Below are 12,704 nucleotides of genomic sequence, written 5' to 3' on the forward strand. Positions count from 1 at the left end.
TCCCCGGCCGAAGCCGGGGACCACACGATGGATGCTGGGACTAGCCGGCGACGCCGACGTACTCCGCCGACTCGTCCGGGGTGGACGTGCCGTCTGCGAGGTTGGCGCGGAGGGCGGCGCCGAGCGTCGCATCCACGCTGGTCCAGTACTGGATGGCGCGCTCGCGGATCTCGGCGTTCTTCACGCCGCCGACGGCTCCAGTGATCGTCTCGAGGAAGCGCTCCTTGGCCTCGGCGTCGTAGACGTCGCGGTAGAGCGTTCCGGCCTGGCCGAAGTCGGAGTCCTCTGCGTGCAGGGTCGCTGCCGAGCGCACGAGGGCGCCGTCCGACTCCCACGAGCCCTCGCCGGCGCGGGCGGCGTCTGCGACGGGCCCGCCCTTCGAGTTGGGCGCGTAGACAGGGGCCGAGGCCGGCTTGAAGCCGTGGCGGCCCGCGCCGTCCTGCGAGTAGTTGTGCACCGGAGCGTTCGGCGCGTTGACCGGCAGCTCGTTGTAGTTGGTGCCGACGCGGTACCGCTGGGCGTCCGGGTAGGAGAACACGCGGGCCATCAGCATCTTGTCCGGGCTGATGTCGATGCCGGGGACGGTGTTGGCGGGGGAGAACGCCGCCTGCTCGATCTGCGCGAAGAAGTTCTCCGGGTTCTTGTTCAGCGTGTGCACTCCGACCTCGATCAGCGGGTAGTCGCTGTGCGGCCAGACCTTGGTGAGGTCGAACGGGTTGAAGCGGTACGTCTTCGCATCCTCGTACGGCATGACCTGCACGGAGACCTTCCACGCCGGGAACTCGCCGCGCTCGATCGCCTCGTAGAGGTCGCGGCGGTAGTAGTCGGCGTCGGCGCCTGCGATGGCCTCCGCCTCCGCGCCGTGCATCTCCTCGTTGCCCTGGAAGGCGTGGAAATGGTACTTGACCCAGAACTTCTCACCTGCGCCGTTGATCCACTGGTAGGTGTGCGAGCCGTAGCCGGGCATGTGCCGCCACGATCGTGGGATACCGCGGTCGCCCATCAGGTAGGTGACCTGGTGTGCAGACTCCGGCGAGAGGGTCCAGAAGTCCCACTGCATGTCCGCATCCCGCAGGCCGGAGCCGGGGAGGCGCTTCTGCGAGTGGATGAAGTCCGGGAACTTGATGCCGTCGCGGATGAAGAACACCGGGGTGTTGTTGCCGACGATGTCGTAGTTGCCCTCGGAGGTGTAGAACTTCACCGAGAAGCCGCGGACGTCGCGCCAGGTGTCGGGGGAGCCCTGCTCGCCGGCGACCGACGAGAAGCGCTGCAGGGTCTCGGTGGTGGTGCCTGGCTGGAACATCGCGGCCTTCGTGTACTGCGACACGTTGCCGGTGACGACGAACGTGCCGAACGCGCCGCCGCCCTTGGCGTGGACGATCCGCTCCGGGATGCGCTCGCGGTTGAACTGCGCGAGCTTCTCCACCAGGTAGCGGTCGTGCAGCGCGGTGACGCCGTCCTCTCCTGCGGTCAGCGAGTGGGCGTCGCTGCCGACCGGGGTACCGGTCTGTGTGGTCGTGTAGTTCTCCGACATTCAGTCTCCTTCGTCACTCGACGCGCGACGGGGCTTTCGCCGCGCGCTCCTGGCAGGACGGGCACAGTCCCCAGAACGTCACCTCGGCCGTGTTCACCGAGAAGCCGGACGCGTCCGACGGGGTGATGCACGGCGCGTGGCCGACGACGCAGTCCACATCCGCCACGGCGCCGCACGAGGTGCAGACGACGTGGTGGTGGTTGTCGCCGATGCGCCGCTCGTACAGAGCGGGCGAGCCTGCCGGCTCGATGCGCCGCACGAGGCCGGCGCCGGTCAGATCGCCCAGGACGTTGTGCACGTTCTGGATCGAGGTGCCCGGCAGGGCTTCGAGCACGCTGCGGAAGACAGCGTCGGCGTTCGCGTGGGGATGCGTGGCAAGGGTCTCGAGCACCGCGACGCGGCCCGCCGTGACCCTGAGCCCTGCGGCGCGCAGTGCGCTTTCGAGCTGTGCCGTGTCCATGTCACGAGCCTAGTCTGTTTTGAATGATTCAAAAAATGCGGACGATCAGTGCCGCACATTGCGCGACTGCAGCCTGGTCTCCTCCAGGTCGAGCATCGACTCCGCTTCCTCCAGGATGCGCGATGGGTACGCTCCGCGCGTGCGCTCCTCCAGCAGGCGGTCGCGCTCCGCGTTGACCACCGCGAGGCGCAGCGTCCGGTAGAGCTGATGCGGCCTGCTGTCGGCCGGCACGTCGTTGAGCAGGATGCGCTCCCAGGCGGACTCCGCGCGCAGATAGGACGACTGGCGCACCCGCTCGACCACCTCGGGGTCGATGGGGTCGGAGACGCCGGCGGCGCCCTCCGGGTCGTCGAGCACGGCGAGGCCGTCGTTGCTGAGGTCGTCGAGCAGGTGGGCGAGCTGCTGCCTGTCCGACTTGGTGTCGATGCCCTCGATCTTGAGCACGCGGATCAGCCAGGGCAGCGTGCCGCCCTGCACCACGAGGCTGACCACCGCGACCGTGAAGGCGATGAGGATGAGCTGCGGACGGTACGGGATGCTGCCGTCGTCCGGCAGGGACTGGGCCGCGGCGAGCGTGACGACGCCGCGCATCCCCGACCAGCCGAGGACGACGCCGCCTCGCCAGTCGATGTCCTCCTGGCGGAGCTGCTCGAGGTCGGCGCGACGCCGCGCATACCTGGTCTCGAGGCGCTGCTTGCGGAACGCCTCGCGCCTGGTGCGGACCGGATGGTCGCGGAAGTAGCTGATCATCAGCCACTCCCGGAAGGTGGCGTTCTCCGCCAGCCGCGCGCGTTGCCGGAGGGCGAGCACGAGAGGGCCGATGAGGACGAACCGGATGATGACGAGCGCGAGCGTCGCCAGCAAGCCGATGCCCACCGCATCCCAGACGCTGAGGATCTCGGGGTGCTCGACGTCGGCGACGAGCGTGCGGATCTCCAGGCCGATCAGGAGGAAGACGCCGTTCTCGAGCAGGAACTGGATGGTGCGCCAGTTGATGCGGTCGGTGATCCTCGCCTGGGCGGTGAAGTGCTTCGGGGCGGCGTGCCCGGTGTAGAGGCCGGCGATCACGACGGCGAGCACGCCGGAACCGTGCGCCGCCTCTGTCGGCATGAACGCGGCGAACGGCACGGCGATCGACAGAGCCGTGTCGAGCACGGGGTCGTTCAGCTTCGAGCGCACCCAGACGGAGACGATGCCGGCCGCCAGTCCGATCCCGAGGGCGATCACCACTGCGTAGAAGAAGTCGAACACGCCTGCCCACGGCGTCGCGAGTGCCCCGACCGCCGCAGCGATGGCCGTGCGCAGCAGAACCAGGGCGGTCGCGTCGTTGACCAGGCCCTCTCCTTCGAGCACGGTCAGCAGGCGCGGAGGGAGTCCGAGCTTGCGGCCGATCGAGGTCGCGGCCACCGCATCCGGAGGGCTGATGATCGCGCCGAGGGCGACGGCTGCCGCCAGGTTGAGGTCCGGCAGGATCGTGAAGAGCAGGAAGCCGGAGGCGAACGCGGTGATGATCACGAGGATGACCGAGAGGCCGGCGATCGGGGCCAGGTTGCGACGGAAATCGGTGAGCGGGACGCTGATGGCCGCCGCGTAGAGGATGGGCGGCAGGAGGCCGTCGAGGATGATCTCGTGCGGGACCTCGATCTCCGGGACGCCGGGGAGATAGGAGAGACCGACCCCGACGAGGACCAGGATGATCGGCGCCGCGACACCGAGCTTTCGTGAGAACGCGGCCACGGCGACGATCACCGAGATGGCGATCACCGCGTAAAAACCGAGTTCCATATATCCAATCCTAGAGGGCTACGTGGTGGCGCGCGGTCGTGGGATGTCGCTCGACGGGGTCAGTGGGCGCGGAGTCCGTCCATCGCGATGGCGATCACGCGGTCCCGCTGGTCGTCGTCGTCGAACGCGACGCTGGCGATGCCGGAGAGCATGCGGACCACGTCCTGGATCTCCGCGTCCTCGCGCATCTCGCCGGCGGCCTTCGCCCTGTCGAGCAGCGGTTCGCCGGCGTCGTAGAGCGACGTGCGGCAGGTGAGGAGGACGGGAGAGTCCTTGTTGAGGCCGTCGACCAGCGCCTTCTTGGTGCCGATGTAGCTGACGAACCTGCGCACCCAGGTCTCGAATCCCGCCCACGGTTCGAGGGACTCGGCCGCCTCGGCCGCCCTGACCACCGCATCCACCTCGTCGACATATACCGCTTCGACGAGGGCGTCGCGGGTGGGGAAGTTGCGGTAGAGCGTGCCGATTCCCACTCCGGCACGGCGTGCGATGTCCTCCAGGGATGCACTGGTGCCGTTGGCCGCGAACGCCTCCCGCGCCGCGGCGAGCAGCGCGTCGAAGTTCCGTCTCGCGTCCGCCCTGTGCGGGCGGGTCGAGACGGCGGTCGGGGTGGTGCTGGCCAATTTCTCCTCCGGAAGGGGTTGCAAAGTGGAGGCACCCTCCGCTACTGTGGTGGAAGCGGAGGCAACCTCCGATCGGAGCCAGCCTCCATTCTAGCCGATATCTGCATCGGCCACACCCCTCGAGAACGGAAGAACTCAATGTCTCGAACCCGTCCGGGCCTCACCTTCGCCGTCCTGGCGCTGAGCGCAGGCTCCTTCGCCACTCTGCAATCCCTCGTCGTCCCCGTCCTCCCCGTCATCCAGACCGATCTCGGCACCACGACGGCCGGTGTCACCTGGACCATGACCGCGTGGCTCATCTCCGCCGCCGTCGCCACCCCGCTGCTCGGCCGCGTCGGCGACATGGTCGGCAAGCGACGCATCCTGGTGCTCGCCCTCCTCGCCGTCGCGCTCGGCAGTGTGGTCGCCGCCGTCGCGCCCACCATCGGCGTGCTGATCGGCGCCCGCATCATCCAGGGTCTCGGCGGCGCCATGTTCCCGCTCGCGTTCGGTATCATCCGAGACGAGTTCCCCGCGCACCGCCTGCCGTCCGCGATCGGCGCCATCGCGTCCATCATCGCCATCGGCAGCGGACTCGGCACGGTCCTCGCCGGGCCGCTCGCCGACGTGCTCAGCTGGCGCGGGCTGTTCCTCGTCCCCGCCGTGTTCACGGTCGCAGGCGCGGTGCTCGCACTGCTCTTCATCCCCGAATCGCCGACGCGCGCCGTCGGCGGGGTCAACCCGTGGTCGGCCGTGCTCCTCTCCGGCTGGCTCGTCGCCCTCCTGCTCCCGCTCAGCACGGGTGCGCAGTGGGGCTGGGGGTCGCCGGCCGTCGTCGGGCTGCTCGCGCTCTCCGCACTGCTGCTCGCCGCCTGGATCATCGTGGAGCTGCGCTCCCGCGCGCCGCTGGTCGACATGCGGCTGATGCGCGAGCCTGGTGTGTGGTCGATGAACGCGGCGGCGGTGTTCGTCGGAGCGTCGATGTTCGCGGTGTTCGCGTTCTTCCCGCGCTTCGTGCAGACGCCGGTCTCCACCGGGTACGGGCTCGGCGCATCCGTCGCCGAATCCGGGATGCTGATGCTCCCGATGCTCGTCACGATGGCCGTCACCGGCTTCCTCAGCGGACCACTCGCCCGCTGGATCAGCTTCCGCAGCCAGATCGTGCTCGCCGCAGCGCTGATGGCGCTCGCCGCGATCTCGCTCGGGCTGCTGCACGGCAGCCTCGTGGAGGTGGCCACCGCATCCGGAGTGTTCGGGATCGGCCTCGGCCTGGTCTACGCGGCCATCACCAGCGTGGTGGTGCAGAGCGTCCCTGCAACGCGGACCGGGGTGGCCAGCGGGATGAATGCCAACCTGCGCACGGTCGGCTCGGCGATCGGGGCGGCCGTGATGACGGCGCTCGTCACCGGCTCCACGGCCGCGGACGGGCTGCCGACGGAGGCGGGCTACAGCGAGGGCTTCGTGGTGGCAGGGCTGCTGTCGGCTGGAGCGCTCGTGGTGACGGTGGCGGCGATGGTGCTGATGCGGGCGCCGCGCGAGGCGGCGGTGGCCGAGGTGGCGGCGCTCACCCCCGAGGCGGAGGCGGAGACGGTCACGGAACTCGCACCGGTCGCCTGAGCTCGCCCGGCGTCGCCTGAGCTCGCCGGCGTCGCCCGGCCGACGGCCGCACGGTGCGAAACTGGATGCGGTGAGAGAGGGGCCAGGATGGGGATCTTCGGCCGCGGGCGTCGGTCGCGCAGGGCGGACATGCGCCCGTTCGACGGCGGCGCGCTTGACTCCCCGAAGCCGACCACGCTCGCGCACGCGCTCGACGAAGGCCTGCTGATCGCCGACTACGCCGTGCGCATGGCGGTGCGCAACCGGATGATGACCGAACTGCTCACCACGGACAGCGCCTTCGACGCCTCCCACTTCGCCGGGGTCGCGGCCGAGGTCGTGCTGCGACTGGCCGACGAGGCGGACGCGTCGGAGGCGCGTATCGTGCGCGAGCAGGCCTGGGCGGAAGTCCAGGACGGTCGCGCGGAGCACACCCACGACTACCGCACGGCGGACACGCTCAATCTCCGCCGTCGCGAGGCCCTCGCCAAGGCGACGGCGGCAGCCCTCCGGGAACGCGCGGCCGACACCGAGTACCTCGCCGGCATCGTCGAGGAGTCCAGGCTGGATGCCTGGCGGGAGCTGTCCGGCGTGGTGGAGGAGACGGTGCGCATCCAGTCGGTGGGGGTGGACGACACGGGCAAGCCGCAACGACTCGATGCGCTCCGTCGCGACCTCGCCGCCCTCCGCCGCGCCCGCACCGTGCGCAAGCGGCGCCGGTGACGGCGCTCGCCTGCCGGAGAATGGACGCATGACCTTCCACGCCTCCGACCGGCTCGTGCCTGTGACGGTGAACCGGATCGAGATCGAGGCCCACGTGCCGTTTGAGACGCTGCGGCGCGCGTTCGAGGCGGAGGTGCCGCTAGTGGATGCCGCCCGGTTCGAGAAGCTCGTCGCCGACGGGGCGGAATGGAAGCGGTTCGCGCAGGAGGCGGAGGGCAACGGCATCCACCGGTTCGTCGCATTCTGGCGGCACTACCCGACGCCGATCATGCGGGTGGGCGGGGCGGACATCCCCAGCGCGAGCTATCTGATCGGCGACTACGTGACCGCGTCCAGGGTGTTCCGGCACGATCCGGCGGCGATGCTCTACATGCCGACCAGGATCGAACTGCACGCGGGGCGCAACGGCGGCACCATCGTCACCGTCGACCAGCCGAGCTCCCAGCTCGTGAGCCTCGGGAACAACAAGATCACGCAGGCGGGCTACGAACTCGACCGGATGCTCGGCGACCTGCTCGAAGAGCTCGGCCTGCCGCGTCCGGCGGCGCTGCGGCGGTAGCCGCCTCGCAGCTCCTCAGACTGTGCGCGACGGCGCCTCCGCCTGGGCGACCGGCACCAGCCGCTGCAACTGCGTCACGTGCTTCGGGCTCAGCTCGTCCAGGCTCGCGACCTCCAGGAGTTGCATGGTGCGCACGATCTGGTCGCGCAGGATCTCGATCGTGCGGTCGACGCCCGCCCTGCCGCCCGCCATCAGGCCGTACAGGTATGCGCGTCCGATCAGCGTGAACTTCGCCCCGAGCGCGTACGCGGCCACGATGTCCGCGCCGTTCATGATGCCGGTGTCGATCGCGATCTCGGTGTCTGCACCGACCTCGCGCACCACCTGGGGGAGGAGGTGGAACGGGATCGGGGCGCGGTCGAGCTGGCGGCCGCCGTGGTTGGAGAGGACGATGCCGTCGACGCCGAGGTCGACCAGGCGGCGGGAGTCCTCGACGTTCTGGACGCCCTTCACCACGATCTTGCCGGGGAACAGGTCGCGGATGATGGCCAGGTCGTCGAAGCTGATCGACGGGTCCATCGCCGCGTTGAGAAGGTCGCCGACCGTGCCCCCTGTCGCGGAGAGCGACGCGAACTCGAGCTTCGGGGTGGTGAGGAAGTCGTACCACCACCACGGGCGGGGGATCGCGTTCACGATCGTGCCGAGCGTGAGCTGCGGCGGGATGGAGAAGCCGTTGCGCTTGTCGCGGAGCCTGGCTCCGGCGACCGGGGTGTCGACGGTGAAGAACAGTGTGTCGAAGCCGTTGGCCGCAGCGCGGCGGACCAGTTCGTACGAGATCTCGCGGTCGCGCATCACGTAAAGCTGGAACCAGTTGCGGCCGGTGGGGTTGGCGGCTTTCACATCCTCGATGGATGTGGTCCCCAGCGTCGACAGCGTGAACGGGATGCCCGCAGCCGCCGCAGCGCCGGCGCCGGCGGTCTCGCCCTCGGTCTGCATCAGCCGGGTGAACCCGGTCGGCGCGATGCCGAACGGCAGCGCCGACGGCCCGCCCCAGATCGAGCACGAGGTGTCGACGGTCGACACGTCGCGGAGGATCGACGGGTGGAACTCGATGTCCTCGAACGCCTGCCTGGCGCGGGCCAGCGAGAGCTCGCCCTCCGCCGCCCCCTCCGTGTAGTCGAACGCCGCTTTCGGGGTGCGGCGCTTGGCGATCCTGCGCAGATCGTCGATGGTGAGCGCGCCCTGGAGCCTGCGCTTCTTGGCGTCGAGCTCCGGCTTCTTGAACTTCATGAGCTCCAGGAGCTCGGCGGGCTTGGGAACCTGGCGAGTGACCATACTGTGATGCCTAACGCGTCTCGTGGTGAATGGTGGACGCCGCGGGGGAGGCGTCCCGGTAGTACCCGCTGATGTGGTCGTGGACGAGGGCCTGCGATCCTGCCGGGTCGCCTGCGCCGATCGCGGTGAGGATTCCGCGGTGCTCCTGCCGCAGCCGGTCCGCCATCGCCGGCCAGTCCGGGATGCGTTCCGCTCCGCCGATCACGTAGCTCTCGATCGAGCTGCGCAGCCCGGCCATCATCGCCGCCACAACGGTGTTGCCTGAGGCTTCGGCCAGCGCCAGGTGGAAGCGGGCGTCGAGCGCCAGGAACTCCTGCGGGGTGAGGCTCCGCGCATCCATCGCGTCGAGGAGCTGGGCCGCCTCCGCGAGGTCGACGTCGTCCGGCCGCTCTGCGAGGTCGACGGCCACGGAGGTCTCCAGCAGCAGGCGGGTGCGCACCACGTCGGCGACAGGGAACCCGCTGGCCGCGACCTGCAGCCGCATGAGGGCCTGCATCCCGCCGACCGGCCTGGCGACGATGATCGCGCCGGAGCTCGGCCCGGACCCGGTCTGCGTGCGGACGAGGCCCATCGCTTCGAGGACGCGGATCGCCTCGCGAACACTGGAGCGGGCGACGCCGAGGTCGGCCGCGAGCGCCCGCTCAGGCGGGAGGTGGTCGCCGAGCCGCAAGTCACCGTCGACGAGGCGGCCCTCGATCGACGCGAGCACACCCTCCCAGGCGCGGGGTTCGGTCGGCATCTCACTCCCTCGTGTGTGGTCTGACCATGTGGTCAGTCCACAGTAACCGTCTGACGCCGCGCTGTCCAGGCTCCCCGGGCAGACGGATGGTCCCACGGTCTGACACCCGTGGGACCGCCGCGCGATCCGCCCGCGCCATCGCCGCCCATAGCGTCGAAGCATGAGCAACAGCCCGACCGCATCCACGCCAGCAGCCGACAGCACGCCCCCACCCGGACGACGCATGAGGAAAGGGCTGAAAGTCACCCTGCTGTCCATCGCCGGCGTACTCGCCGTCGTGGTGGTCGGCCTGATCGGCACCACGACCGTCAATGCCATCGCCAGCGCCTCCGAGGCCGACGACATCGAACGGTACGGCCGGCTGGTCGACGTCGACGGCAAGAAGATGAACGTGGCTGTGCAGGGCGCAGGCGACCAGACGGTCGTGCTCCTGCCCGGGTTCGGTACCGCATCCCCCGTGCTCGACTTCGCCCCGCTGGTCGACGAGCTGAAGTCGCACTACCGGGTGGTCGTGGTCGAGCCGTTCGGCTACGGCCTGAGCGACGAGACCGAGAAGCCGCGGACGAGCGCGAACATCGCCGGGGAGGTGCACGAGGCGCTGCAGCAGCTGTCGATCGACAGGTATGCGCTGATGGGCCACTCGATCGCCGGCATCTACGGCCTGAAGTACGTGAACCTGTTCCGCGACGAGGTCACGGCGTTCGTCGGCATCGACAGCAGCGTTCCCACCCAGCCGGGAATGGATGCGGAGTTCCCGATCGACGCACTCCGCACGGCGAAGTCGCTCGGACTGGTCAGGGTGCTCAGCGCTGCGGCGGGCGATCCGTACGCCGGTCTCCCGTTCAGCGACGAGCAGAAGAAGCAGATGGGCATCCTGTCGTTGCGCAACGGCTTCACGGCGACGTATGCCGACGAGATGGAGCACTTCGCCTCTAACTTCCGGGATGCGCAGAGGCTGTCCTTCCCGAAGGAACTGCCGCTCCTGCTGTTCGTCCAGGACGACAACACGGACGTGCCTGGCTGGCTGGCCCTGCACGAGGAGCAGGCCGCCGCCTCCGACCGGAGCGAGCTCGTGCGGCTGAAGGCCGGGCACTACCTGCACCACACGAAGTCTCCGGAGATCGCAGCGGCCGCCGAGGCGTTCCTGGCTGCGGGATAGTGTCGTCCGTGGCAGGATGCTTGCGATAGGGCATCCTGCCGCCACGCATCCGATTGCCACGCATCCGATCGCTACAGGAGGTCGACGTGACCGACCGCAACCACCGCGTCGCCGTGCTCGTGCTCGACGGCGCTAAGCCGCTCGACGTCGGCATCCCTGCGCAAGTGTTCTCGCACCGCCCGAGCATGCCGTACGAGGTGCGGGTCTGCGGTGCGGCGCCCGGGCTCGTCACCGGAGGCGACGGCCTGTCGTACCACGTCGCCGGGGGGCTCCGCGCCCTCGAAGACGCGGACACCGTGTTCGTTCCCGGCTACCGGGAGCCGGCGACCACCGAACCCCCGGATGCGGTGGTCGCCGCCCTGCGCGCAGCCCACCAGCGCGGCGCACGGCTCGCCGCCATCTCCACCGGGGCGTTCGCGCTCGCCGCGGCCGGGCTCCTCGACGGGAAGAGGGCGACGACGCACTGGCACTACACCAGGGCGCTCGCGCGGCGTCATCCCCTGGTGCGGGTGGATGAGAACGTGCTGTTCGTCGACGAGGGAGACGTGCTGACCTCGGCCGGGGCCGCATCCGGGATCGACCTGTGCCTGCACCTGGTGCGCCGTGATCACGGCGTCGCACTCTCCAATCGCGTCGCCAGGCGGCTGGTCGCTGCGCCGTACCGCAGCGGAGGGCAGGCGCAGTATGTTCCGCGCAGCGTGCCGGAGCCGCTTGGCGACCTGTTCGCCGGGACGCGCGCGTGGGCGCTGGAACACCTCGCCGAACCGCTCACGCTGGAGCAGCTGGCGCGCAACGCCAACGTCTCGGCGCGGACGTTCTCTCGGCGCTTCGTGGAGGACACGGGGTACACGCCGATGCAGTGGGTGCTGCGCGCCAGGGTCGACCTGGCGCGCGAGCTGCTGGAACGCAGCGACCTCGGCGTCGAGCAGATCGCCGCGCGTGTCGGGCTGGGCAGCGGAGCGAACCTGCGGCTGCACTTCCAGCGCATCCTTGGCACGTCGCCGACCGAGTACCGGCACACGTTCTCGGCCTGACGCGGGCCGGGCGGCTGCGCGGGGATGCGCGTGGCGCGATCCTTGCGACCGGTGGCATTCAACGCGGCGAGATCCTTGCGCACCGTGTCCTCCACGCCACTGTTACTCGCCTCGTGGCGCTCGCAGCATGGGATGCGGAACGAAAGGAATCCCTCTCCATGACCCGCATCGCCATCAACGGCTTCGGCCGCATCGGACGCAACACCCTCCGCGCTCTCCTCGAGCGGGGAAGCGACCTGGAGGTCGTCGCCGTCAACGACCTCACCGCACCGGAGACGCTCGCGCACCTGCTGAAGTACGACAGCACCCTCGGCCGTCTCGGCCGCACCGTCGAGGTGGACGGGACCGATCTCGTGGTCGACGGCCGCCGCATCCGGGTGCTGGCCGAGCGTGAGCCTGCCGACCTGCCGTGGGCGGAGCTCGGCGTGGACATCGTGCTCGAATCCACGGGGCGCTTCACCTCGGCGGACGCCGCACGAGCGCACCTCCGCGCCGGTGCGAAGCGCGTGCTCGTCAGCGCGCCCTCCGACGGTGCCGACGTCACCCTGGCGTACGGGGTCAACACCGACGCGTACGACCCGGCGACCCATCTCATCGTCTCCAACGCCTCGTGCACCACCAACGCCCTCGCTCCGCTCGCCTCCGTGCTGGACGACCTGGCCGGAATCGAGCACGGCTTCATGACGACGGTGCACGCATACACGCAGGAGCAGAACCTGCAGGACGGCCCGCACCGCGACCTCCGCCGCGCCCGCGCCGCCGGCGTCAACATCGTGCCGACCACCACCGGCGCGGCCAAGGCGATCGGCCTGGTGCTTCCGAACCTCGACGGCAAACTCTCCGGCGATTCCATCCGCGTGCCTGTGCCTGTCGGCTCGATCGTCGAGCTGAACACGACGGTGTCGCGCGAGGTCACCCTCGACGAGGTGCTCTCCGCATACCGGGACGCGGCGGCCGGACCGCTGAACGGCGTTCTGCAGTACGCGGACGAGCCGCTGGTGTCCTCCGACATCACCGGCCAGCCGGCATCATCGATCTTCGACGCCGCCCTCACCAGGGTGAGCGGGAAGCACGTCAAGGTCGTCGCCTGGTACGACAACGAGTGGGGCTTCTCGAACCGCGTCGTCGACACGCTGGAGCTGCTCGCCTCCTGAGGCAGCAGCAGCGCTTCCAGCCGCAGCGCGCCCGCAGTGGCACGCCCTGTCTACCGCCCGTGTTAGTCTCGGCAGGTTCGAGAA

At 69.7% G+C, this 12,704-nt stretch carries 12 protein-coding genes; 6 read left to right on the forward strand and 6 right to left on the reverse strand.

Annotated elements, in window-relative coordinates; translation table 11 throughout:
* Positions 1-40: 40 nt before the first annotated feature.
* The 4 genes from ASE16_RS01905 to ASE16_RS01920 are packed head-to-tail and all read right to left on the reverse strand — an operon-like array spanning position 41 to position 4,402.
* The gene (locus ASE16_RS01905) at positions 41-1,534 is read right to left on the reverse strand and encodes a catalase (RefSeq protein ID WP_055889980.1); all 1,494 of its coding nucleotides are present in this window, start codon (positions 1,532-1,534) and stop codon (positions 41-43) included.
* Positions 1,535-1,547: 13 nt separating this feature from the next.
* Positions 1,548-1,994 carry a Fur family transcriptional regulator gene (locus ASE16_RS01910; RefSeq protein ID WP_055889982.1) on the reverse strand — a complete coding sequence of 149 codons (447 nt, stop codon included), beginning with the start codon at positions 1,992-1,994 and terminating at the stop codon, positions 1,548-1,550.
* A 45-nt stretch (positions 1,995-2,039) separates the two neighbouring features.
* A complete protein-coding gene (locus ASE16_RS01915; protein WP_055889984.1) occupies positions 2,040-3,779 on the reverse strand; it encodes a cation:proton antiporter in 1,740 nt (579 codons plus the stop codon).
* 59 nt (positions 3,780-3,838) lie between these two features.
* Positions 3,839-4,402 carry a TetR/AcrR family transcriptional regulator gene (locus tag ASE16_RS01920; RefSeq protein ID WP_055889986.1) on the reverse strand — a complete coding sequence of 188 codons (564 nt, stop codon included), beginning with the start codon at positions 4,400-4,402 and terminating at the stop codon, positions 3,839-3,841.
* Positions 4,403-4,540: 138 nt separating this feature from the next.
* Here ASE16_RS01920 and ASE16_RS01925 point away from each other — a divergent pair, with 138 nt between their 5' ends.
* The 3 genes from ASE16_RS01925 to ASE16_RS01935 all read left to right on the forward strand — a co-directional run bounded on the left by ASE16_RS01925 (position 4,541) and on the right by ASE16_RS01935 (position 7,259).
* Positions 4,541-5,998, forward strand: coding sequence for an MFS transporter (locus ASE16_RS01925; RefSeq protein ID WP_055889988.1), 1,458 nt, complete (start codon positions 4,541-4,543; stop codon positions 5,996-5,998).
* An 87-nt stretch (positions 5,999-6,085) separates the two neighbouring features.
* The gene (locus ASE16_RS20045) at positions 6,086-6,700 is read left to right on the forward strand and encodes a hypothetical protein (RefSeq protein WP_055889991.1); all 615 of its coding nucleotides are present in this window, start codon (positions 6,086-6,088) and stop codon (positions 6,698-6,700) included.
* A 28-nt stretch (positions 6,701-6,728) separates the two neighbouring features.
* Positions 6,729-7,259, forward strand: a complete 531-nt coding sequence (locus tag ASE16_RS01935; protein ID WP_055889992.1) for a hypothetical protein — start codon at positions 6,729-6,731, stop codon at positions 7,257-7,259.
* Positions 7,260-7,274: 15 nt separating this feature from the next.
* Here the strand turns inward: ASE16_RS01935 and ASE16_RS01940 are convergent, their stop codons facing one another.
* Positions 7,275-8,534 carry an alpha-hydroxy acid oxidase gene (locus ASE16_RS01940; RefSeq protein WP_055889994.1) on the reverse strand — a complete coding sequence of 420 codons (1,260 nt, stop codon included), beginning with the start codon at positions 8,532-8,534 and terminating at the stop codon, positions 7,275-7,277.
* Between the two features lie 10 nt (positions 8,535-8,544).
* The gene (locus ASE16_RS01945) at positions 8,545-9,273 is read right to left on the reverse strand and encodes a FadR/GntR family transcriptional regulator (protein ID WP_055889995.1); all 729 of its coding nucleotides are present in this window, start codon (positions 9,271-9,273) and stop codon (positions 8,545-8,547) included.
* 160 nt (positions 9,274-9,433) lie between these two features.
* Here ASE16_RS01945 and ASE16_RS01950 point away from each other — a divergent pair, with 160 nt between their 5' ends.
* The 3 genes from ASE16_RS01950 (at position 9,434) to gap (ending at position 12,620) form a co-directional block, all read left to right on the forward strand.
* The gene (locus tag ASE16_RS01950; protein WP_235500252.1) at positions 9,434-10,432 is read left to right on the forward strand and encodes an alpha/beta hydrolase; all 999 of its coding nucleotides are present in this window, start codon (positions 9,434-9,436) and stop codon (positions 10,430-10,432) included.
* Positions 10,433-10,518: 86 nt separating this feature from the next.
* Positions 10,519-11,466: a GlxA family transcriptional regulator gene (locus ASE16_RS01955; RefSeq protein WP_055889999.1), complete on the forward strand. Its 948-nt coding sequence runs from the start codon at positions 10,519-10,521 to the stop codon at positions 11,464-11,466.
* Between the two features lie 158 nt (positions 11,467-11,624).
* On the forward strand, positions 11,625-12,620 hold the full coding sequence (gene gap / locus ASE16_RS01960; protein ID WP_055890001.1) for a type I glyceraldehyde-3-phosphate dehydrogenase: 996 nt from the start codon (positions 11,625-11,627) through the stop codon (positions 12,618-12,620).
* The last annotated feature ends 84 nt before the right edge of the window (positions 12,621-12,704 follow it).

The organism is Leifsonia sp. Root227 (assembly GCF_001428745.1).
In the GTDB taxonomy this organism is placed as follows: domain Bacteria; phylum Actinomycetota; class Actinomycetes; order Actinomycetales; family Microbacteriaceae; genus Leifsonia.